Raw genomic sequence first — 20639 nt, 5'->3', positions numbered from 1 at the left:
GGATACGCGCCCCGGGGCCCGCCTGGCCGGGAAGCTACCCTTGGGGGCGTGACATTCCCGGTAGTCGGCATGGTCGGCGGCGGCCAGCTCGCCCGTATGACCCACGAGGCGGGCATCCCCCTCGGTATCAGGTTCAAGCTGCTCAGTGACACCCGCCAGGACTCGGCGGCCCAGGTGGTCAGCGACGTCGTGGTGGGCGACTACCGCGACCTGGAGACCCTTCGTGCGTTCGCACAAGGCTGTGATGTGGTCACCTTCGATCACGAACATGTCCCGGCCGAGCATCTGCGCGCACTGGAGGCGGACGGCGTCGTCATCCGCCCCGGCGTCGAGGCGCTGCTGCACGCCCAGGACAAGGGCGTCATGCGGGAGCGGCTGCGCGCCGCCGGGGTGCCCTGCCCCCGCCATCGCATCGTGGCCGACCCCGCCGACGTCGAGCGGTTCGCCGAGGAGGGTGACGGCTTCCCGGTCGTCCTCAAGACGGTGCGCGGCGGTTACGACGGCAAGGGCGTGTGGGTCGTCCGGGACGCGGCCGAGGCGGCAGAGCCCTTTCGCGCCGGGGTGCCGGTCCTCGCCGAGGAGAAGGTCGACTTCGCCCGCGAGCTGGCCGCCAATGTCGTACGGTCCCCGCACGGCCAGGCCGTCGCCTACCCCGTCGTCGAGTCGATCCAGGTCAACGGGGTCTGCGACACCGTGATCGCCCCGGCCCCCGGGCTCTCCGACGAGCTGTCCGGGCAGGCCCAGGAGATGGCGCTGAAGATCGCGGCAGAGCTCGGGGTCGTCGGCCATCTCGCGGTCGAGCTCTTCGAGACCCGGGACGGGCGGCTGCTGGTCAACGAGCTGGCGATGCGCCCGCACAACTCCGGCCACTGGACCCAGGACGGCGCCGTCACCTCCCAGTTCGCCAACCATGTGCGCGCCGTGCTCGACCTGCCGCTCGGCGATCCGCGCCCGCGCGCCACCTGGACCGTCATGACCAATGTGCTCGGCGGCGACTTCCCCGACATGTACACCGCGTATCTGCACTGCATGGCCCGCGACCCCGCCCTGAAGATCCATATGTACGGCAAGGATGTGAAGCCCGGCCGCAAGGTCGGCCACGTCAACACCTACGGCGACGACCTGGCCGACGTGCGCGAGCGCGGCCGCCACGCCGCCGACTACCTCCGAGGGACCATTACCGAATGAGCAGCCCCAGCGCCCCCGTCGTCGGCATCGTCATGGGCTCCGACTCCGACTGGCCCGTGATGGAGGAGGCGGCGAAGGCCCTCGACGAGTTCGAGATCCCGTACGAGGTGGACGTGGTCTCCGCCCACCGCATGCCGCGCGAGATGGTCACCTACGGCGAGAACGCGGCGCCCCGCGGCCTCAAGTCGATCATCGCGGGCGCCGGCGGCGCCGCCCACCTCCCGGGCATGCTGGCCTCCGTCACCCCGCTGCCGGTGATCGGCGTGCCGGTCCCGCTGAAGTACCTGGACGGGATGGACTCGCTGCTGTCGATCGTCCAGATGCCCGCGGGCGTGCCCGTGGCCACCGTCTCCGTCGGCGGCGCCCGCAACGCCGGGCTGCTGGCCGCCCGGATGCTGGCCGCCCACGACCCCGAACTGCTCGCCCGGATGCGCGACTTCCAGGAGGAGCTGAACGAGCAGGCGACGCAGAAGGGCAAGCGGCTGCGGGCCAAGGTGGACGGCGCGAAGTCCTTCGGCTTCGGCAAGTAGCGGGGCGCGTGTCCGACGTGGCCCCCGTGACTTGGACCGGGCCGCGTAAGAGGATGGAGGGATGACCGAGCGACTCGCGCAAGCCCGTGCACTGCTGGCCGCCCACCCCGTCGTCGACGGCCACAACGACCTCCCCTGGGCCCTGCGCGAGCAGGTCCGCTACGACCTCGACCAGCGCGATATCGCCCTCGACCAGCGCGCCCACCTGCACACCGACATCCCGCGGCTGCGGGCGGGCGGCGTGGGCGCGCAGTTCTGGTCCGTCTACGTCCCCTCGCGGCTGAGCGGCGACGCGGCGGTCAGCGCCACCCTCGAACAGATCGACGTGGTGCGGCGGCTGGCCGACCGCTACGCCTCCGATCTGCGGCTCGCCCACACCGCCGACGACGTGGAGGCGGCGCGGGCCGAAGGCCGGATCGCCTCGCTCATGGGCGCGGAGGGCGGCCACAGCATCAACTGCTCGCTCGCCACGCTGCGCGCGCTGTACGAACTCGGCGTGCGCTATATGACGCTCACGCACAACGACAACATCCCCTGGGCGGACTCCGCGACCGACGAGCCGAGCGCCCACGGCCTCACCCGCTTCGGCGAGGAGGTCGTCCGGGAGATGAACCGGATCGGCATGCTCGTCGACCTCTCGCATGTCTCGGCGGACACCATGCGGGACGCGCTGCGGGTGACCGACGCCCCCGTCGTCTTCTCGCACTCCTCGTCGCGCGCCGTGTGCGACCACCCGCGCAACATCCCCGACGACGTCCTCGCGCTGCTGCCCGCCAACGGGGGTGTGGCGATGGTCACCTTCGTCCCGAAGTTCGTGCTGCCCGAGGCCGTGGCATGGACGCGGGCGGCGGAGGAGAACATGCGCGCCCACGGCCTGGACCCGGTGGCGACCACGCCCGAGGCCATGAAGATCCACCAGGCGTACGAGGAGGCCAACCCCCGCCCGGTGGCCACCGCGGCCACCGTCGCCGACCACCTCGACCACATGCGCGAGGTGGCGGGCATCGACCACCTCGGCATCGGCGGCGACTACGACGGCACGCCCTTCGTCCCCTCGGACCTCGCCGATGTCGCGGGCTATCCGAACCTGATCGCCGAGCTGCTGGAGCGCCGCTGGTCCGAGGCGGACCTGGCCAAGCTGACCTGGCGCAACGCGGTGCGGGTGCTACGGGACGCGGAGGCGGTGGCCCGGGACCTCGGCACCCACCGAGGCCCTTCGCTGGCGACGATCGACGAGCTGGACGCGGCGGGCGCCTGACGGCGCCCGGCCGGGCCGTGGAGGTTCAGGCCGTGAGGGATCAGGCCGTGGGGGATCAGGCCGTGGGGGATCAGGCCGTGGGGCGGCCCAGCGCCCGGTAGGACCAGCCCGCCTCGCGCCACCGCTCCGGGTCCAGCGCGTTGCGCCCGTCGAGGATCCGGCGCTCCGCGACGGCCTTGCCCAGCGCCGCCGGGTCCAGCTCGCGGAACTCGGCCCACTCGGTCAGGTGCAGCACCGCGTGCGCGCCCCGCGCGGCCTCCAGCGCGCTGGGCGCGTAGGCGAGGGTGGGGAAGTGGGCGCGCGCGTTGTCCATGCCCTTGGGGTCGAAGACGGTGACCTGGGCGCCCTGGAGGTGGATCTGGCCCGCGACATTGAGCGCGGGGGAGTCCCGTACGTCGTCCGAGTCCGGCTTGAAGGTCGCCCCCAGCACCGCGACGCGCTTCCCGAGGAAGCTGCCGCCGACGGCGTCGCGGGCCAGCTCGACCATGTGACCGCGCCGCCGCATGTTGATCGAGTCGACCTCGCGCAGGAAGGTCAGCGCCTGGTCGGCGCCGAGTTCACCGGCGCGCGCCATGAAGGCCCGGATGTCCTTGGGCAGACAGCCGCCGCCGAAGCCGATCCCGGCCCGCAGGAACTTCTTCCCGATGCGGTCGTCATGGCCGATGGCCTCGGCCAGCTGGACCACATCGCCGTCCGAGGCCTCGCAGACCTCGGCCATGGCGTTGATGAACGAGATCTTGGTCGCGAGGAAGGAGTTGGCCGCGGTCTTGACCAGCTCGGCGGTCGGGAAGTCGGTGACGACGAACGGCGAGCCTTCTGCGAGCGGCGTCTCGTAAACCTCGCGCAGCAGCTTCTCCGCGCGGTCGCTCGTCACGCCGACCACGATGCGGTCCGGGTGCAGGGTGTCCTGTACGGCGAAGCCCTCCCGCAGGAACTCCGGGTTCCAGGCCAGCTCGGCGTCCGCCCCCACCGGGGCCAGCTCCGCCAGCCGGGCCGCGAGCCGGACCGCGCTGCCGACCGGGACGGTGGACTTGCCGACGACCAGAGCGGGGCGGCGCAGATGCGGGGCGAGGGACTCGACGGCGGCGTCCACGTAACTCATGTCACACGCGTACTCGCCGTGTTTCTGCGGAGTGTTCACACAGATGAAGTGGATGTCGCCGAACTCGCCGGCCTCCTCGTAGGAGGTGGAGAAGCGCAGCCGCCCGGTCGTCCCCTCGAACCCCGCGACATGCCGCCGCAGCAGCTCCTCCAGGCCCGGCTCGTACATCGGGGCCTTGCCGGCCGCGAGCTTCTCGATCTTCTCCGGGACCACGTCCAGGCCCAGCACCTCGAAGCCGAGCTCAGCCATGGCCGCGGCGTGTGTGGCGCCCAGGTAGCCGGTGCCGATCACGGTGATCTTGAGGGCCATGCGTGCTCCAGAAGGCGTGTGGGCGGGGTGCGCTGCATGAGCATAGTCGCGCCCGCGCGCGAGCTCCGATCCGCTGCCCCTCTCCCTGCCGCCTCCCTGCCGTCCGCTGTCGGCAAAGTCACCTGTACCTGATCAGGACGGCGCTCTAGAATTCGGTTACTTAACGGTAGTTAGCACTCAGGGGAGTGAGAAGATCTTGGCGAGTTCCACGGACTTCGACCTGTACCGGCCGTTGGAGGAGCACGACCTGCTCCGCGAATCGGTGCGCGCGCTCGCCGAGGCGAAGATCGCTCCCCATGCCGCGGAGGTCGACGAGGAGGGGCGGTTCCCCCAGGAGGCGCTGGACGCCCTGGTCGCCAATGACCTGCACGCGGTGCACGTACCCGAGTCGTACGGCGGCGCGGGCGCGGACGCCCTGGCGACCGTGATCGTCATAGAGGAGGTCGCCCGCGTCTGCGCGTCCTCCTCCCTGATCCCCGCCGTCAACAAGCTGGGCTCCCTCCCGGTGATCCTCTCCGGCTCCGAGGAGCTGAAGAAGAAGTACCTGGCGCCGCTGGCCAAGGGCGACGCGATGTTCTCGTACTGTCTGAGCGAGCCGGACGCGGGCTCCGACGCGGCCGGCATGAAGACCAAGGCCGTGCGCGACGGCGACCACTACGTCCTCGACGGCGTCAAGCGCTGGATCACCAACGCCGGGGTCTCCGAGTACTACACGGTCATGGCCGTGACCGCCCCCGAGAAGCGCTCCAAGGGGATATCCGCCTTCGTCGTCGAGAAGTCCGACCCCGGAGTGTCCTTCGGCGCCCCCGAGAAGAAGCTGGGCATCAAGGGCTCCCCGACCCGCGAGGTCTACCTCGACAACGTCCGCATCCCCGCCGACCGCATGATCGGCGCCGAGGGCACCGGCTTCGCCACCGCCATGAGGACCCTCGACCACACCCGCATCACCATCGCCGCCCAGGCCCTCGGCATCGCCCAGGGCGCCCTCGACTACGCCAAGGGCTATGTCCAGGAGCGCAAGCAGTTCGGCAAGCGCATCGCCGACTTCCAGGGCATCCAGTTCATGCTCGCCGACATGGCCATGAAGCTCGAGGCCGCCCGCCAGCTGACGTACGCGGCGGCCGCCAGGTCCGAGCGCGCCGCGGCCGGAGGCAAAAAGGAGGACCTCACCTTCTTCGGCGCCGCCGCCAAGTGCTACGCCTCCGACGCCGCCATGGAGATCACCACCGACGCGGTCCAGCTCCTCGGCGGCTACGGCTACACCCGCGACTACCCGGTCGAGCGGATGATGCGCGACGCCAAGATCACGCAAATTTATGAAGGCACGAATCAGGTCCAGCGCATCGTGATGGCGCGCAACCTGCCGTAAGGCTCGTAAGGCCCACCGCGGAACCGGCTGTCGCCTCTGGTCGTCGAAGCGCCACACAGTGGTGGAGCCACGGGCAGGGGGGCAACGGTGGGCAGAGTTCGCGTGGGGGCGCTGGTGTTGACGCTGGCGCTGGGCGGGGCCGCGTGTGGCGGGGGTGGCGGGCCGAAGGAGGATCCGCCCACCGAGGAGCGGCTGAAGGCGCGGGAGATGGCGGGGGAGCGCTGGGAGAAGGGGCCGAAGCGGCCGAAGGTGCAGGTGGCGTACCCGTACGACATGCCCGGCCACTGCGGCATCGCATGGGCGACCTTCGGCGGCAGGACCTGGAAGATCTCCGGAGTCGGCTCCGGCGTCGGCAAGCGGGTCGAGGGCAATGCACCGGAAGCGGGCAACGCCATGGCGGGCTATATGACGCTGCTGTCCAAGGACGAGGCGGTGTTCGAGGCGGCGGACTTTCCGCCGGTGTACTTCACGGTGACGAAGGAGACCCTGCCCATGTGCGACTGACGCCCTGAAGGGCCCGGCCCGCCCGGGCCCCTCAGACGTCTGGTGAAACGCGAACGGCTGCCGCACCCGGTTCGGTGCGGCAGCCGTTCGCGTCAGCGGAAGGATCAGTTGCTGGAGACGGTCACCTTCTCGTCGTTCTTCAGCTCCTGCATCAGCTGCTTGACCTTCGGCATGTCCCACTGGACCGCGCTGCCCTTGGAGGTGGCCAGGCCCGGGTTGGAGACGGGCATGTTCATCTGCTTGCCGTCACCGCCGGAGACGCCCTTCATCGCGAAGAACATGTCCTTCACGTCCCACAGGCCCATGTCCTTGTCCACGATCAGCGAGTCCAGGCCGGAGCCCAGGGTCGGGTAGAGCTTGAAGGGGTTGAGGATGGTGCTCGGCGTGGCGGCCTTGTTGGCCAGCGCGGACAGGAACTTCTGCTGGTTCTTGGTGCGGTCCAGGTCGCCGCCGGCGAGGCCGTAGCGCTGGCGCACGAAGGCGAGCGCCTGCTGGCCGTCCAGCGTCTGCTTGCCCTTCTTGAAGTCCGTGCCGGAGTTCTTTTCCTTCATGTCCTGCGGGATGTCGATCTCGACGCCGCCGACCGAGTCGACGATCTTGGCGAAGCCGTCGAAGCCGATCTCCGCGTAGTGGTCGATGCGCAGGCCGGTGTTGTACTCGACCGTGCGGACCAAAAGCTCGGGGCCCGCCATGGAGAAGGACGCGTTCAGTTTGTTCTGCGAGGGCTGGTAGCGCTTGCCGGTGTCCGGGCCGGTGAAGGCCGGGATGGTGACCCAGGAGTCACGGGGCAGGCTGACCATGGTGTTCCCGTTGTCACCGACGTGCAGGAGGATCATCGAGTCGGTGCGGCGGCCGTCGGCGGAGCCGGTGTGCAGCTTCTTCTTCTCCTCGGCGGACAGGCCCTCGCGGCTGTCCGAGCCGACGATCAGATAGTTGGTGCCCTTGCCGCCCTCCGGCCGGTCCTCGACCTTGCCGAGGTCCACCTCGCGCCGGAGCTTGGAGTCGGCCCAGAAGTACGTGCCGACGCCGACCGCGAGCAGCAGCACGAGGAAGGTGACCAGGCCGATGGTTATCCGGCGCTTCCAGTTCTTGGGCCGGGCCGCGCGCGGGGCGCCGCCGTGGCCACCGGGCCCGCCCGGGCCGCTCGGGCCACCGTGGCCGCCCGCGCCGTTGCCGTAGACCTGGCCGGTGTTGTAGCCGTCGTCGCCGCCGTAGCCGTCGAAGTCCTGGGACGCCTGCTGGCGCTGCTGGTGCGGGACGGGGCCGCGCGGCGACATCTCAGGGGGCAGCGGCGGCTCGGCCTGCCGCGGCGCACCGCCGGCACCCTGGCCCGCACGCCGCACATGCGGCATGGCGCGGGCGCCTTCCGGTTCGGCGCTGCCGCTGCCGCTGCCGTACCGGTCCCTGCGGTCGCTCGTCCATCCGTCGGGCCAATCATTCATGCAGGGAAGTGTGCCTTCCCGGGTCGTCACCCTTACAGGGCGGGTGCCGGATCGGGGCACGGCTGTTGCAGACCTGATAAGAATCTGCCCGGCATATGGTTGAGCGCATGACCATTCAGGCCTCGAATCCGGAGTCAGACATTCCGGGTAAGCCCACCTCCGCCTCGCGCACCACGCTCTCCCACATCATGACCGGCAGTGACACCAATCTCCTCGGTACCGTGCACGGCGGCGTGATCATGAAACTGGTCGATGACGCGGCCGGGGCGGTCGCCGGGCGGCACTCCGAGGGTCCCGCCGTCACGGCCTCGATGGACGAGATGGCCTTTCTGGAGCCGGTCCGGGTCGGGGACCTCGTCCATGTGAAGGCCCAGGTGAACTGGACCGGGCGGTCCTCGATGGAGGTCGGGGTGCGAGTGATGGCCGAGCGGTGGAACGAGTCCACGCCCGCCACCCAGGTCGGCAGCGCCTATCTGGTCTTCGCGGCCGTCGACGCCGACGGCAGGCCGCGGGCCGTGCCGCCGGTCATACCGGAGACCGAGCGGGACAAGCGGCGGTACGAGGAGGCCCAGATCCGGCGTACGCACCGGCTGGCCCGGCGGCGCGCCATCAAGGAGCTGCGCGCCCAGCGGGCCGCCGACGGCATCGAGGACTGAGCGCCCCGGCGGGGTTGCCCCCGACAGGCGCAACGGTGCGCGATCGCGCCGTCACTGTTGGTTCGTACAGTGGGCGCATGCCGCGCCTTCCCCGAGCAGGGTCCCTGGCCGTTCTGTACTTCCCCGCCACCCTGCTGCTCGTCGCCTTCGGGCTGCTGGCCGGCGGGACGATCATCAACGCGGGCGGTCTCGTCACGCTGACGGTCAGGCCCGTCCGCACGGTCTCCCCCCAGCCCAACCCCGTCCATTCCACGGCCTCGGGCACCTCGACGCCGACCACGCCGACGCGGACCGCGACGGTCAGCGGGCACCCGACGCCACCCCCGACATCACCGCCGACGTCACCACCGACGTCGCCCCCCGCCAGCGGACGCTCGCCGCATCAGCCACAGCAACCCCAGCCGCAACAACCCAAGCCCCAGCAGCCCCAGCAGCAACCCCAGCAACAGCCGCCGGGCGGGCAGCAGGGGCCGACCGGGCGGGTCATGACCCCCGCGGCCCTGCACGGCACGCCAGGCCTCCCCTCCGGCATTCCCACCGGCCTCCCTTCCGGCCTCCCCGGGCCGCGGTCGGCCCAGGGGACGACGCTCCAGGCCAACTCGCCGGCGATCCTGACCGCCTGGGTGGGCCTGTGCAGCCAGACCATCGGCCTGACGACCGCCCTGATCGGGCTGTCGGTGGGCCTGCGGCGCGCCGCGGGCTCGGGCCGCGGGGAACCACAGCCCGCCGGGAGCCGCCCCACCCGCCCCGTGCGCGGTACCGGCAACCCCCGCACCCCTAAGGGCAGGCGACCTCGGCGCCAGTGACGGCCTTGGCAGCGCCCCGCTCCGCCGTGGGGTCCTCGGCCCGCACCGGGTGCACCGCCCGGAAGTCCGTGCCCAGCGTCACCCGCATCACCGACCCCTGCCGGGCCACGGGCTTGAGCCGGGCGCCCGGCAGCGCGGCCGCCAGGGAGCGCACCGAGCGGTTCCAGATCGGGTCGTACTCGATCAGCGTGTGCCGCACGCCCTGGGACGCCGCGTCCGCCGGGGTCCCGACGGTGGCGAAGCCGCCCGCGCGCAGCGCCCGCTGGGTGCGCCGGGCCAGCCCCGTGGTGTGGGTGCCGTTGAACACCTGGACCCGGACCTGGGAGGGGGGCACGTCGACCAGGGTGGCCCGGAGCCGCTCGGGGCGGCGGACGGCGAGCGGGCGGTCCTGGCGGAGGGCCCGGAACAGGCGCGCGGCCCGCACCCGGTCCCAGCGGAGCGTCGAACCGAGGCCCTTGACCGGGGTGCCGGGCAGCCGGACCGGGACGGAGACGAACTCCGAGGACTCGACGGTGAAGCCGCGCATGGCCTGGCCGAGCGCGACCATGTCGGCCGCGCCGAAGCCGCGGTCGGCGCGGACCGAGCCGAGCAGGGTGGCCGCGACCCGGCCGAACTTCACCGGGTTCAGCAGGGTGCCGCTCCCGGTGACCTGGTGGATCACGGCGGCCAGGAAGCGCTGCTGGCGGCGGATCCGGCCCAGGTCGGCGGCGCCGTCGAGGTGCCGGGAGCGTACGTACTGGAGCGCCTGGCCGCCGTCCAGGGCGTGGGTGCCGGCCGGCAGGTTCAGCCCGGTGTAGCGGTCCTCGAGCGGCCGGGTCGTGCACACGGTCACCCCGCCCACCACGTCCACGGTCTTCATGAAGCTGGTGAAGTCCACTTCCAGGTAGTGGTCGATGTGCACCCGGGTCATGTGCTCGACGGTGCGTACGGTCAGGCTGGGGCCGCCCTCGGCGTAGGCGGCGTTGAGCTTCTGCGGATGCGCGGGGCGCACCCGCCCCGACGGGGTGGTGTACGCGGGGATCCGGGCGTACGAGTCGCGGGGGAGGCTGACCACGCTGGCGCGGTCCCGGTCGGCCGACAGATGCACCAGCATCATGGTGTCGGTGCAGTGGCAGGGGGCGCCGCCCAGCCGGTAGCGCCGCTTCTGCGCGCGGGTGATCTTGTCCCGGCCGTCCGTGCCGACCACCAGGAAGTTGACGCCGCGGTCGCTGTCGACCGGCCGGTCGTCGAGGCCGCCGAAGGCGTCGACCCGGTGGATGCCGGACTCCAGCTCGGCGACCAGCAGATGCCCGACACCCGCGGCGAGCAGCACCAGGGCGGCGACGCCCGTGGCGATCCGCAGGCCCCAGCGGGGCCGGGAGGACTGCCGGGGACGCGGCGGGCGGGCCGGTGCGCTCACTGTGGGTGACCTCCGTGACGGGCGGGGCTGACGGGCCTGGCGGGGCTGACGGGCCTGCGGGGGGGGGGGGGCTTACGGGGCACAACCGCCGACACCGTAGGTCCATACGATGAGCGGCGCGGTGGCCCCACGCCGCCCGCCCCGCCCGCTGCCACCCGGGCGGCGCGCTCCGGTGTCCCCCATTCGCGGTAACGTGACCTTTCGAAAATCGACAACCGTAGTCTTTTGGGGGATCACCCACCCCCCGAGCTCCGAGGTGCCATGCCCCCGCATCAGCTCCCGGCGGTCTCCGTGATCATGCCGGTGCTCAATGAGGAACGCCATCTGCGCAACTCCGTCCGGCACATCCTGGAGCAGGAGTACGCCGGAGAGATGGAGGTGGTGATCGCCCTCGGCCCGTCCACGGACCGCACCGACGAGATCGCCGCCGAGCTGGTGCGCGAGGACCCGCGGGTGCACACGGTCCCCAACCCCACGGGCCGCACCCCCGCCGCGCTGAACGCGGCGATCAAGGCATCCCGCCACCCGGTGGTGGTGCGGGTCGACGGCCACGGGATGCTCTCGCCCCACTACATCGCGACCGCCGTGCGGCTCATGGAGGAGACCGGCGCGCAGAACGTCGGCGGCATCATGCACGCCGAGGGCGAGAACGACTGGGAGCGCGCCGTCGCCGCCGCCATGACCTCCAAGATCGGCGTGGGCAACGCCGCCTTCCACACCGGCGGCGAGGCGGCCCCGGCCGAGACCGTGTACCTCGGAGTCTTCCGGCGTGAGGTGCTGGAGCGGCAGGGCGGCTACAACGAGGAGTTCATCCGCGCCCAGGACTGGGAGCTGAACTTCCGGATCCGCGAGGCGGGCGGGCTGATCTGGTTCTCGCCCGAGCTCAAGGTCTCGTACCGGCCGCGCCCCAATGTGCGGGAGCTGGCCAAGCAGTACAGGAACTACGGCCGCTGGCGCCATGTGGTGGCCCGCTTCCACCAGGGTTCGATCAATCTGCGCTATCTGGCGCCGCCGACCGCCGTCGTGGCCATCGCGGCGGGCGTCGTGGTGGGCGCCGCGCTGACCCCGTGGGGGCTGCTGGTGCCGGGCGGCTATCTGGCGGCCATCGCGGCGGGCTCCGTCCCGGCCGGCAAGGGGCTCCCGGTGAAGGCCCGGCTCCAGATCCCGGTGGCGCTGGCGACCATGCACATGTCGTGGGGCTGGGGCTTCCTCACCAGCCCCCGCGCGCTCGCCAAGAAGGTCATCGCCAGCCGCCGCCCGGCGGTCATGAGCAGCTAGCAGCCGGCAGCCGGCGGCTGTGTACGGCGAAGGGGCCGGATCCCGGGATCCGGCCCCTTCGCGCTGCTCAGATGCGCTCGGGGAGGCTCAGAACGTGTAGCCCGGGTTGACGTTCATGCACTTCTTCTCCTCGCCGTTGATCTTGTCGTCGATCTTGGGCGCCTTGTCCTCGTCGGTGGCGTCCGACTTCGGGTAGGCCGCGCCCTCGCGCCAGTCGTTGCCGACCACCAGCGTCACCTCGGCGACCGACTGGGACTCCTTCACCGCGCTCTTCGGCAGCCCCAGCGCCTTGGCCACGGCCAGCGCGTCGCCCTGCTTGGCCTCGGCCGGGTAGTTGATGGTGGTGTCGGCCTGCGAGGTCAGCTCCGTGTTGGCCTTGGCCGCGGCGTAGCCGAGCCGGATCAGCTCATCGGTGATGGCGGTGGCCCGACCGGAGGCCGGCCCCAGGACGGTGGACGCGGTGCCGTTCTGGACGACCACCGGGAGCTCGCCCTTGGGCTCGCTGGGGGCCGGGACCTTGTCGGGCTTCTTCTTGTCCTTGCCGTCCAGCGCGGTGTCGTTGCGGATGAGCGAGAAGGTCTTCTCGGCGTCGCCGGGCTTGGGCACCACGTACTCGCCGTCGTTGCGGTACTCCCAGGGCATGGTGACCATGGTGGTCCGCTTGGTCGGCACCCGCTTGAGGTCGTTGCCGAGGTCGTAGAGCTTCTTGACGGTGCCGAGGCTGCGGTCGACGGTCAGCGCGCTGGTCGCGGCCTCCGCCAGGTCCATCAGCTGGCCCGGGTCGGAGAGCTTGGTGCCGGACTTGAGCTGCCGGATCATGGACGTCATGTACATGTGCTGGGCCTTGGCGCGGCCGATGTCGGTGTTGTCCTCGAAGCCGTAGCGCGTCCGCAGCCACGCGAGGGCCTGCTCGCCCTTGACCGGGGTGGTGCCCTTCTCCAGCCGCAGACCGGAGCCGTGGCCCCTGCTGTCGTGGGAGTAGATGTTCTTGTCCACGCACACCGGGACGCCGCCGATGGCGTCCGCCATGGACACCACGCCCTTGAAGTCGACCATCATGAAGTGGTCGATGTAGATGCCGGTGAGCTCCTTCCAGGTGGCCACCGTGCAGCCGGGGCCGCCGTGCGTGAGCGACTCGTTGATCGGCGCGAACGTCTTCTCGTAGACCTGGTCGTCCTTCGGGTCGGTGCACTTGGGGATGGTGACCCGGGTGTCGCGCGGGATGCTGATCACCGACATGTTGCTGCGGTCGGCCGAGACGTGGATCAGCATCTGCACATCGGCGAGCCCCTTGCGGCCGACGTCCTGCTTGGCGCCGCCGAGCTTGAGGTTCTCCTTGTCGTTCCGGCTGTCCTGGCCGATCAGGAGGATGTTGAGGGGACTCTGGCCCGCGGCGTTCGGCTCCGGCTTGGTGAGGTTGCTGTCGCCGAGGTCCAGGTCCTCCTTCTTGATGTTGCCGTTCAGGTGCTGGTAGTAGAGGTAGCCCGCGCCGGCGGCGCCGACTATCAGCACGGCCAGGGTCAGCGCGGTCCAGCGCAGTATTCGCACGCCTCGGCTCCTCTTGCGGCGCGGCCCCTTGCCCTTCCGGCGGCGTCCGCCGCCCTGCGCCTCGGTACGCGAGGCGCGCCGGGACTCCGCGCGGCCCCCGCCGGCCCCCGCACCGGCGGCGCCCGCGGCGTCCTTGGCTCCGGCGTCCCCGCCGCCCTCGGCCCCGGCGTCCTGCGGTGCCCTGGTCCCGTCTTCCTCGCGTGGTTTGCGGTCCCCGCCCCCGTCGCGGGGGCCGGGCGCCCGCCGACGGGCGCCCTCCCCGCGCACACTGCTCTGCCGCACCGGGCCTCCCCTGTTCATCAATGGTGGTTCCGGCCCGATGGGTGCAGCATGCTCCGATGGCCGGGTGTGATCACTTGGCGCAGACGCTCTTGTCGTCCGCCTCGACCCGCTGGATGTCCTTCGGCGCCTTTGCCGGAGCGCTGATCGGTGTGCCGGCGCCCTTGAAGTCCGCGCCGAGGGTCAAGGTCATCTCCGCCATGGGGGCAGCGTCCTCGGTGCCCTCCTTCAGAGCGGAGGCCGGCAGGCCCATGCTGTCGGCCAGGCGGCGCGCCTGGTCGGCCTGGTTCGGCGCGTACTCCAGCGTGGTCTTCTTCAGCTCCGCCGAAGCGTTTCCGCCGTTGCTGGAGCGGATCATCCCCTCGGTGTTCTGCATCCAGTCGACGGTCTCCTGAGCCGCGCCCATCTGCCCGCTGCCGTTGAGGACCTTCACCCGGACGTTCGCCGGGTCGGCCTTGGGGCCCTTGAGCTTGGCGGCCTGCTTCGCCTTGTCGGCCTTCTCCTTCTTCTTCACCTCGGTCAGCGAGACATCCTGCCTGACCATGGCGAACAGCGGTTCCGCCTTGGCCTTGTCGAGCAGCACCGTCGCGCCGTCGGTGTTGTCGTACACGGGGACCGTGACGAAGGTGACGTTCTTCAGATCGACCTTGCTGAGGTTCAGCGCCAGGTCCTTCAGCTTGTTCACGGTGCCGATGCCGGTGTCCACCGTGAGCGCCTTGGTGGCGGCGTTGGCCAGGTCCCACATCTTTGAGGGGCTGGTCAGCGTGCCCTTGGACTTCATACTGCGCATCATCGAGCTGAGGAACTGCTGCTGGAGCTTGATCCGGTCCAGGTCGCTCTCGTAGCCGACGCTGTGCCGGGTCCGGACGAACGCCAGGGCGTCCTCGCCCTCGATGGTGTGCCGCCCTTTGGGCAGTTTCAGATGCGACTTGGGGTCGTTGATGTCCTTGCCCAGGCAGACCTCGACCCCGCCGACCGCGGTGGAGAGCGTCTTGACGGCGTTGAAGTCCGCCATCATGAAGTGGTCGATCTCCAGCCCGGTGAGCTTCTCGACCGTCGCCCAGGTGCAGCCGGGGTCGCGCCCCTTCTGCCCGAGGCTGGTGTTGAAGCGGACCCCCTGGTCGCCGGAGATCTTCTTGCGCGAGCCGTCCTCCTGCTTGGTGGAGCACTCCGGGACGTCCGTGATCATGTCGCGCGGAATGCTCAGCGCGGTGGCGTTCGTCCGGTCCTCGGAGACATGGAAGAGGAGGGTGGTGTCGGCGTGTCCGACGCTACCCGCGTCGCCGTAGCCCTCGTTGCCCTTGCCGTCGCGCTTGTCGGTGCCGATGACCAGGATGTTCATCGGGCCGTCGCTGACCGCGGCGTTGTTCTCGCCGACGTCGACCTTTTTGATGTTGCCGTTGAGGTGCTGGTAGACGAGGTACGCCGCGACGGACCCGCCGACCAGGATGAAGGCGAGGGTTCCGCTGGTCCAGTACAGGACCTTCTTCCCCTTGGACTTCTTCGGTTTCGGCTTGCGGCGGCTGGTGGGCCCGGCCGGCTTCTCCGCCTTCTCCGCTTTACCCGCCGCCCGGCGCCGCCCGCGGGACGGCGGCGGCTCGGGGTCGGGTTCGGGGGCGCGGCGACGGCTCCGGGGTCTCGGGGCCGGCCGGTCCTGGGGAGAGATATCTGCCGGTTCCCCGGCAGGATTCAGCCGCAACTCATAGCTGCCGGTGTTCGGGTCGAACACCCACTGATCGGCGGGATCGAAGTCGTCCGCCTGCCCATGGCCTTGCGCGTCCACGGTCCCCTGAGTCCTCCGTTGGTGCCACGCGGCGCCTCCCCCTCAAGGCGCTCGGTCGATCGTCAAAAAATAGTGCGCGGCCACCTGGTAAGCGCACCGGATCGCTCACACTATCCGCCCAGTTCAGCGTCAAGCGACGCTGGTGACAAATTCCACTTCCCTACAACTGGGCAATCTGCCCAATCCTTTCGAGAACTCTGGGGAACTGTTGAGCGTACCTTTTGGCAGCTTTACTCGCACATGTCATGAGCTGCGGTGGTTCCCTCGTATGGCGTCGACCTCTCGCTCTTCTCGCTCTTCGGATCGTCGCCGGACGCGTGGGTGACCGTCTTCGCCACCGATACCGGATGATCGAGCCTCAGTTGCCGAAACAGCCGGTCGGCGTCGGGCTGGACCAGCTCATCGCGGTTCCGGTCGTACGTGTAGGGCTGCCGCGGAATCGTGAGGAAGCGGATCTTCTCACGGGGGATGTGCCGTATTCCGCGGGCCAGATCGTACAGGTCCTTCAGCGAGTTCAGACCCGGATCCGTGGTCAGTGACGAGGTCGCCGCGTCGAGCACCGGGTACAGCCGGCGGGGATTGAGCAGCACACCATTGCTCTGCAACTTCTTCACAAGCGAGCCGAGGAACTGCTGCTGCCGGCCGATACGCTCGGTGTCGCTGCCGTCACCGATGCTGTAGCGCGCCCGGACATAGCCGAGGGCCTGCTCGCCGCGGAGCGTCTGACGGCCCGCGGGCAGCTTCAGATGCGCCTCGTCGTCGTCGATGGGCTCTTTCAGGCACACCTCGACGCCGCCGACGGCGTTCACCATCTTCTTGAAGCCGCGGAAGTCCACGATCATGTGGTGGTCGAGGCGGATGCCGGTGAGCTTTTCGACGGTGCGGATCGTGCAGGCCGCCCCGCCGAATTCGAACGCCCAATTGAATTGGGCGAACCTGGCCTTGGCTCGCGTCCCGTCGGGCCCGGTGCAGCTGGGGATGTCCACCATCAGGTCGCGCGGGATGGAGACGGCGGTCGCGCTCTTTCCGTCCGCTTGGAGATGCAGCAGGATCGTGGTGTCCGAGCGCTGGGTGCCTGTGTCCTGGCCGTACTTGCCATTGCCCTTGCCGCCGCGGTTGTCGGAGCCGATGAGCAGGATGTTCTGTGCGTCCCGGACCACCGCCACCGGCCGCTCGGCCTCGTACTTCCGCAGCTCGTTGGTGGTGCGGGTGTCGGTCTTGATGTTGCCGTCGAGGCGCTCGTAGAGCCACCACGCCGCCCCGGCCCCGGACAGCACCAGCAGGGCCACCGTGAGCGCGAGTACGCGCAGCCAGCGGCGGCGGCGCGGTCTTCGTTCCGGTGTCTCGCTGCTCGCACTGTCCGTTGTCACGTCTGCGTCCTCCCACCCGTCCCCCTCCTCGACCGGGAGGAGCGGTATCGGCCCGATGCCGGGGCCGTGATTACTGGAGCAGACGTACGAGCCCCGCACATGGTTGTACATCGCGTCGATCATCGCGCGGGGTGGGTGGCGGAGCCCGTGGGCTCGGCCCACGGGTCCGTCGGACGGGTCAGGGGTGGGGCGGGCTCTGCGGCGTCGCGGCGTGCGCGGGTGCGGCGTGGGCGGCTACGGCGCGGGCGGCTACGGCGTGCGCGGCTGCGGCGCGGTCGCGGTGACCCGCTCGCTCGCCCGGCGCTCCGCGAGGCGGTCCTCGTCCAGCCGGTCCAGGTGGCGGCACAGCACCACCGAGCCGCCCGCGGCCAGCGGCGCGTACAGCCCGTACGACAGCCCCTCCCAGGTGTCGTACGGCAGCCCGGACAGCACCCGGGAGCCGGGGCCGAGCCCCTGCCCGGCGGCGTCCGCGCGCGCCCGCTCCACCAGCTCCGCGGCCGTGAGCTCGAGGCCGCCCACGGCCAGCGCGGCCTCGTGCGGGTCCACCGGCGCGTACGGCGCGAAGCGGTCGCCCTGGCCGGGCACCTCCACGGCGTAGTCGATGAAGCCCTCCGGCGGCTGCGGGAACCGCCCGCCCAGGGGGCGCAGCGCCAGCGCCACCCGCTCCCCGGAGCAGGCGCGCGCCTCCTCCAGCGTGTCCGGGCCGCTGACCACGAGGTCGGCGGCGGCCGGGTCGCCGCCCACCTCGGCCACCACGCCCACGGAGGAGCAGGCCAGCAGCCACACCGCGGTCTGCCAGTGGGTGGGCAGCAGCAGCGCCAGCCGGTCGCCGGGTGCGGCGGCCAGCTCGCCCTGGAGGAGATTGGCGGTCTTCGCCACCCAATTGGCGAAGGTGGCCACGGACAGTTCGACGCGCTCGCCGGTCGCGTCGTCGTAGAAGGTCACAAGCGGACGCGCCGGATCCGCGGCGAGCGCGGATCGCAGCAGGTCGGCGGGGGTGTGGTCGGTAGCGTTCATCGGCGTCAGGGTACGCGGCGCCGGGGTGCGCCGGACGCGGTGTGCGGGGTCGGGGACCCCTGATCGGGGTCCGTTCCGCCGCCCTCTCGAATGGACACATTTGTTGCGTTATGTCCAGGATTTTCACCATGCGTGCATTTCTGGCATCCTCGATCGGCGTCGTGTGCACCGCCGCCCTCGCCCTCGCCCTCCCCCTCGCCCTCAACCCGCCCCCGGCCCGCGCGGACCGCGCGGCCGGTGCGGACCCGGCCGGCGGCACCCAGTCGCTGCCCCTGCTGCCGCTCGGTGGCGGCGGCCTCAACCGCGGCGCGGTGATGTCCTCCGGGCCCGTGCAGGGGGTCGCGCCACGGAGCGTGCGGCCCTTCTCCCTCGTCGGCGTGGTCTGGGACGACGCCTCCGCCCGGCTGCGCGGCCAGGTGCAGGTGCGCACCCGTGCGGCGGACACCGGCGCCTGGTCGGCCTGGCGCGACCTGGAGGCGGTCGACGACGACGCCCCCGACCCCGACTCGTCCGAGGGCGGCGGCAGCCGCCGGCGCGGCGGCACCACGCCCCTGTGGGTCGGCGACTCGGACGGCGTCCAGGCCCGGGTCCGCCCCAGCGGTGGCTCCCGTCTGCTCGCCGCCCAGCCGGCCCGCCTGCCCTCCGGGCTCCGCCTGGAGCTCGTCGACCCCGGCCGGGCACCGACCACGCTCTCCCGGCCGCTGACGACCGACCCCGGCTCGGATCCCGGCTACGACCCCGGCTCCGATCCCAACTCCTCCGAGGATCCCGCCGCGTCCGCCGAGGCCCCGGGCGACCCCGAGTACCCCTCGGCGCCCCCGGAGCTCCAGCAGCCGCCCGAGCCCGAGCCCTCCCGGCCCACCTCCGACCCCGGCGCCGACACCCCGCCCCCGCGGGAGCTCCCCGCGGAGCCGCCGGACACCAGCGCCGCCCGCCCGCACACCGCGCCGCGGCCCCGCATCGTCACCCGCGCGGGCTGGGGCGCCGACGAGAAGCTGCGTGAGAAGGGCCATCGCTACACCAAGACCGTGAAGGTGGCCTTCGTCCACCACACCGTCACCGGCAACGCGTACAGCTGCTCGCAGGCGCCGTCCATTATGCGAAGCATCTACCGGTATCACGTCCAGAGCATGAAGTGGCGTGACTTCGGCTACAACTTCGCCGTCGACAAGTGCGGAAACATCTACGAAGGCCGGTCCGGGGGAGTGACCAAGGCCGTTCAGGGCGCCCATACGCGCGGCTTCAACAAGAACAGCATGGGCATCGCGGTCCTCGGCACCTACTCCGCGAAGAAGCCCGCCGGCAAGGCGGTCAAGGCCGTGGCCAAGCTCACCGCCTGGAAGCTCGGCCTGTTCGGCAAAAATCCCCGCGGCACCACCCATCTGAAGTCCGCCGGCGGGAACAGGTACAAGAAGGGCACCAAGGCCAAGCTGCGCGTCATCTCCGGACACCGCGACGGATACAACACCGAGTGCCCGGGAGCGGGCCTCTACGGCAAGCTGGGCACCGTGCGCAGCACGGCCGCCCGGCTGCAAGGCCGCTGACCGCAGGGCCGCTGACCAGGCGCGGGCGGGCGCTCACGGTCTGCATACACTGGCCGCCGACCCCGGCTAAGCCCCAGCAGGAAGCAGAGACGATACGTGACCACAGCGCCATCGACGCCAGAAGCGATCCTCCTGGTCGGCGGCAAGGGCACCCGGCTGCGGCCGATGACGGTGAACACCCCCAAGCCGATGGTCCCGGCGGCCGGCGTCCCGTTCCTCACGCACCAGCTGGCGCGCGCCCGGGCGGCGGGCGTCGAGCACATCGTGCTGGCCACGTCGTATCTGGCCGAGGTGTTCGAGCCGTACTTCGGTGACGGCTCGTCACTCGGCCTGCACCTGGAATACGTGACCGAGGAGGAGCCGCTGGGCACCGGCGGCGCGATCCGCAACGTCGCCGCGCGGCTGCGCTCGGGCCCGGACGATCCGGTGCTGATCTTCAACGGCGACATCCTGACCGGGCTCGACATCGGCGCGCTCGTCGACACCCACCGCTCCACCGGCGCCGATGTCTCCCTGCACCTCACCCGCGTCACCGACCCGCGCGCGTACGGTCTGGTGCCGACCGACGCCACCGGGCGCGTCACCGCCTTCCTCGAAAAGCCGCAGACCGCCGAGCAGATCGTCACCGACCAGATAAACGCGGGCGCCTACGTCTTCAACCGCTCGGTGATCGACGCCATCCCGGCCGGCCGCTCCGTCTCCGTCGAACGCGAGACATTCCCCGGCCTGCTGGCCGCGGGCGCCCACCTCCAGGGCATGGTCGACTCCACGTACTGGCTGGACCTCGGCACCCCCCAGGCCTTCGTACGCGGCTCCGCCGACCTCGTGCTCGGCCGCGCCCCCTCCCCGGCGGTGCCCGGCCGCTGCGGCGACCGGCTGGTCCTGGACAGCGCGTTCGTGGCGCGCGACGCCAAGCTCACCGGCGGCACGGTCATCGGGCCCCGGGCCCGGGTGGGCGCGGGCGCCCGCATCGACGGTTCCACGGTGCTGGCCGGCGCGGTGGTCGAGGAGGGCGCGCAGGTCAGCGACTCCCTCATCGGCGCGCGGGCCCGGATCGGGGCCCGTACGGTGCTCCAGGGCGCGGTGGTCGGGGACGGCGCGCTGGTGGGGCCGGACAACGAACTGCGGGACGGCGTGCGGGTGTGGTGCGGGGCGGACATTCCGGCGGGGGCGCTGCGGTTCTCGTCCGATCAGTAGGGGTGGCCTGCCGGCTGCGGCTTGTGGGTGGCTGGTGTGCGGTGGGTGCGGGGGCGGGGC

Annotated in this window: 17 protein-coding genes; 10 read left to right on the top strand and 7 right to left on the bottom strand. The window is 71.2% G+C overall.

The genetic code is table 11. The features are described from left to right. Window positions 1-69: 69 nt before the first annotated feature. The 3 genes from ACH4S9_RS29110 (at window position 70) to ACH4S9_RS29100 (ending at window position 2976) form a co-directional block, all read left to right on the top strand. A complete protein-coding gene (locus tag ACH4S9_RS29110) occupies window positions 70-1188 on the top strand; it encodes a 5-(carboxyamino)imidazole ribonucleotide synthase (RefSeq protein WP_385348559.1) in 1119 nt (372 codons plus the stop codon). Continuing rightward, complete coding sequence (purE, locus tag ACH4S9_RS29105; RefSeq protein WP_311729418.1) at window positions 1185-1718, top strand: 5-(carboxyamino)imidazole ribonucleotide mutase; 534 nt, start codon at window positions 1185-1187, stop codon at window positions 1716-1718. The genes ACH4S9_RS29110 and purE overlap by 4 nt, the downstream gene beginning before the upstream one ends. Window positions 1719-1779: 61 nt before the next feature. Next, complete coding sequence (locus tag ACH4S9_RS29100) at window positions 1780-2976, top strand: dipeptidase (protein ID WP_311729419.1); 1197 nt, start codon at window positions 1780-1782, stop codon at window positions 2974-2976. Between the two features lie 70 nt (window positions 2977-3046). Here ACH4S9_RS29100 and ACH4S9_RS29095 read toward each other — a convergent pair whose 3' ends face one another. Further along, the gene (locus ACH4S9_RS29095; protein WP_398374487.1) at window positions 3047-4387 is read right to left on the bottom strand and encodes a UDP-glucose dehydrogenase family protein; all 1341 of its coding nucleotides are present in this window, start codon (window positions 4385-4387) and stop codon (window positions 3047-3049) included. 196 nt (window positions 4388-4583) lie between these two features. On the opposite strand from ACH4S9_RS29095, the gene ACH4S9_RS29090 reads away from it, so the two are divergent. Both ACH4S9_RS29090 and ACH4S9_RS29085 read left to right on the top strand, forming a co-directional pair. After that, a complete protein-coding gene (locus ACH4S9_RS29090; protein ID WP_385348490.1) occupies window positions 4584-5756 on the top strand; it encodes an acyl-CoA dehydrogenase family protein in 1173 nt (390 codons plus the stop codon). An 87-nt stretch (window positions 5757-5843) separates the two neighbouring features. Then, window positions 5844-6260 carry a hypothetical protein gene (locus ACH4S9_RS29085; RefSeq protein ID WP_398374486.1) on the top strand — a complete coding sequence of 139 codons (417 nt, stop codon included), beginning with the start codon at window positions 5844-5846 and terminating at the stop codon, window positions 6258-6260. 104 nt (window positions 6261-6364) lie between these two features. On the opposite strand, the gene ACH4S9_RS29080 is transcribed toward ACH4S9_RS29085, so the two are convergent. Beyond that, on the bottom strand, window positions 6365-7702 hold the full coding sequence (locus tag ACH4S9_RS29080) for an LCP family protein (protein ID WP_385348495.1): 1338 nt from the start codon (window positions 7700-7702) through the stop codon (window positions 6365-6367). 107 nt (window positions 7703-7809) lie between these two features. On the opposite strand from ACH4S9_RS29080, the gene ACH4S9_RS29075 reads away from it, so the two are divergent. Both ACH4S9_RS29075 and ACH4S9_RS29070 read left to right on the top strand, forming a co-directional pair. After that, window positions 7810-8358: an acyl-CoA thioesterase gene (locus ACH4S9_RS29075; protein WP_311729424.1), complete on the top strand. Its 549-nt coding sequence runs from the start codon at window positions 7810-7812 to the stop codon at window positions 8356-8358. Between the two features lie 77 nt (window positions 8359-8435). Beyond that, entirely contained in the window at window positions 8436-9164 is a 729-nt protein-coding gene (locus tag ACH4S9_RS29070) for a hypothetical protein (protein WP_385348498.1), read from the top strand. On the opposite strand, the gene ACH4S9_RS29065 is transcribed toward ACH4S9_RS29070, so the two are convergent. Next, window positions 9136-10563: an LCP family protein gene (locus tag ACH4S9_RS29065; protein WP_398374485.1), complete on the bottom strand. Its 1428-nt coding sequence runs from the start codon at window positions 10561-10563 to the stop codon at window positions 9136-9138. The genes ACH4S9_RS29070 and ACH4S9_RS29065 overlap by 29 nt on opposite strands. A 261-nt stretch (window positions 10564-10824) precedes the next feature. On the opposite strand from ACH4S9_RS29065, the gene ACH4S9_RS29060 reads away from it, so the two are divergent. Further along, window positions 10825-11841, top strand: coding sequence for a glycosyltransferase family 2 protein (locus tag ACH4S9_RS29060; protein WP_361187682.1), 1017 nt, complete (start codon window positions 10825-10827; stop codon window positions 11839-11841). Between the two features lie 87 nt (window positions 11842-11928). Here the strand turns inward: ACH4S9_RS29060 and ACH4S9_RS29055 are convergent, their stop codons facing one another. The 4 genes from ACH4S9_RS29055 to ACH4S9_RS29040 form a co-directional block, all read right to left on the bottom strand. Continuing rightward, window positions 11929-13671 carry an LCP family protein gene (locus tag ACH4S9_RS29055; protein ID WP_398374484.1) on the bottom strand — a complete coding sequence of 581 codons (1743 nt, stop codon included), beginning with the start codon at window positions 13669-13671 and terminating at the stop codon, window positions 11929-11931. Between the two features lie 70 nt (window positions 13672-13741). Further along, entirely contained in the window at window positions 13742-15451 is a 1710-nt protein-coding gene (locus ACH4S9_RS29050) for an LCP family protein (RefSeq protein WP_311729429.1), read from the bottom strand. Between the two features lie 230 nt (window positions 15452-15681). Beyond that, on the bottom strand, window positions 15682-16821 hold the full coding sequence (locus ACH4S9_RS29045; RefSeq protein ID WP_361187676.1) for an LCP family protein: 1140 nt from the start codon (window positions 16819-16821) through the stop codon (window positions 15682-15684). Between the two features lie 249 nt (window positions 16822-17070). Then, window positions 17071-17838 carry a TIGR03089 family protein gene (locus tag ACH4S9_RS29040; protein WP_311729430.1) on the bottom strand — a complete coding sequence of 256 codons (768 nt, stop codon included), beginning with the start codon at window positions 17836-17838 and terminating at the stop codon, window positions 17071-17073. Window positions 17839-17966: 128 nt separating this feature from the next. Here ACH4S9_RS29040 and ACH4S9_RS29035 point away from each other — a divergent pair, with 128 nt between their 5' ends. Continuing rightward, complete coding sequence (locus ACH4S9_RS29035; RefSeq protein ID WP_398374482.1) at window positions 17967-19382, top strand: N-acetylmuramoyl-L-alanine amidase; 1416 nt, start codon at window positions 17967-17969, stop codon at window positions 19380-19382. Between the two features lie 96 nt (window positions 19383-19478). Beyond that, window positions 19479-20579, top strand: a complete 1101-nt coding sequence (locus ACH4S9_RS29030; protein ID WP_358846992.1) for an NDP-sugar synthase — start codon at window positions 19479-19481, stop codon at window positions 20577-20579. Window positions 20580-20639: the final 60 nt, after the last annotated feature.

The sequence above is a fragment of the Streptomyces sp. NPDC021225 genome, from assembly GCF_044332865.1.
In the GTDB taxonomy this organism is placed as follows: Bacteria; Actinomycetota; Actinomycetes; order Streptomycetales; family Streptomycetaceae; genus Streptomyces.
This window is presented reverse-complemented; position numbering and strand designations above follow the sequence as displayed.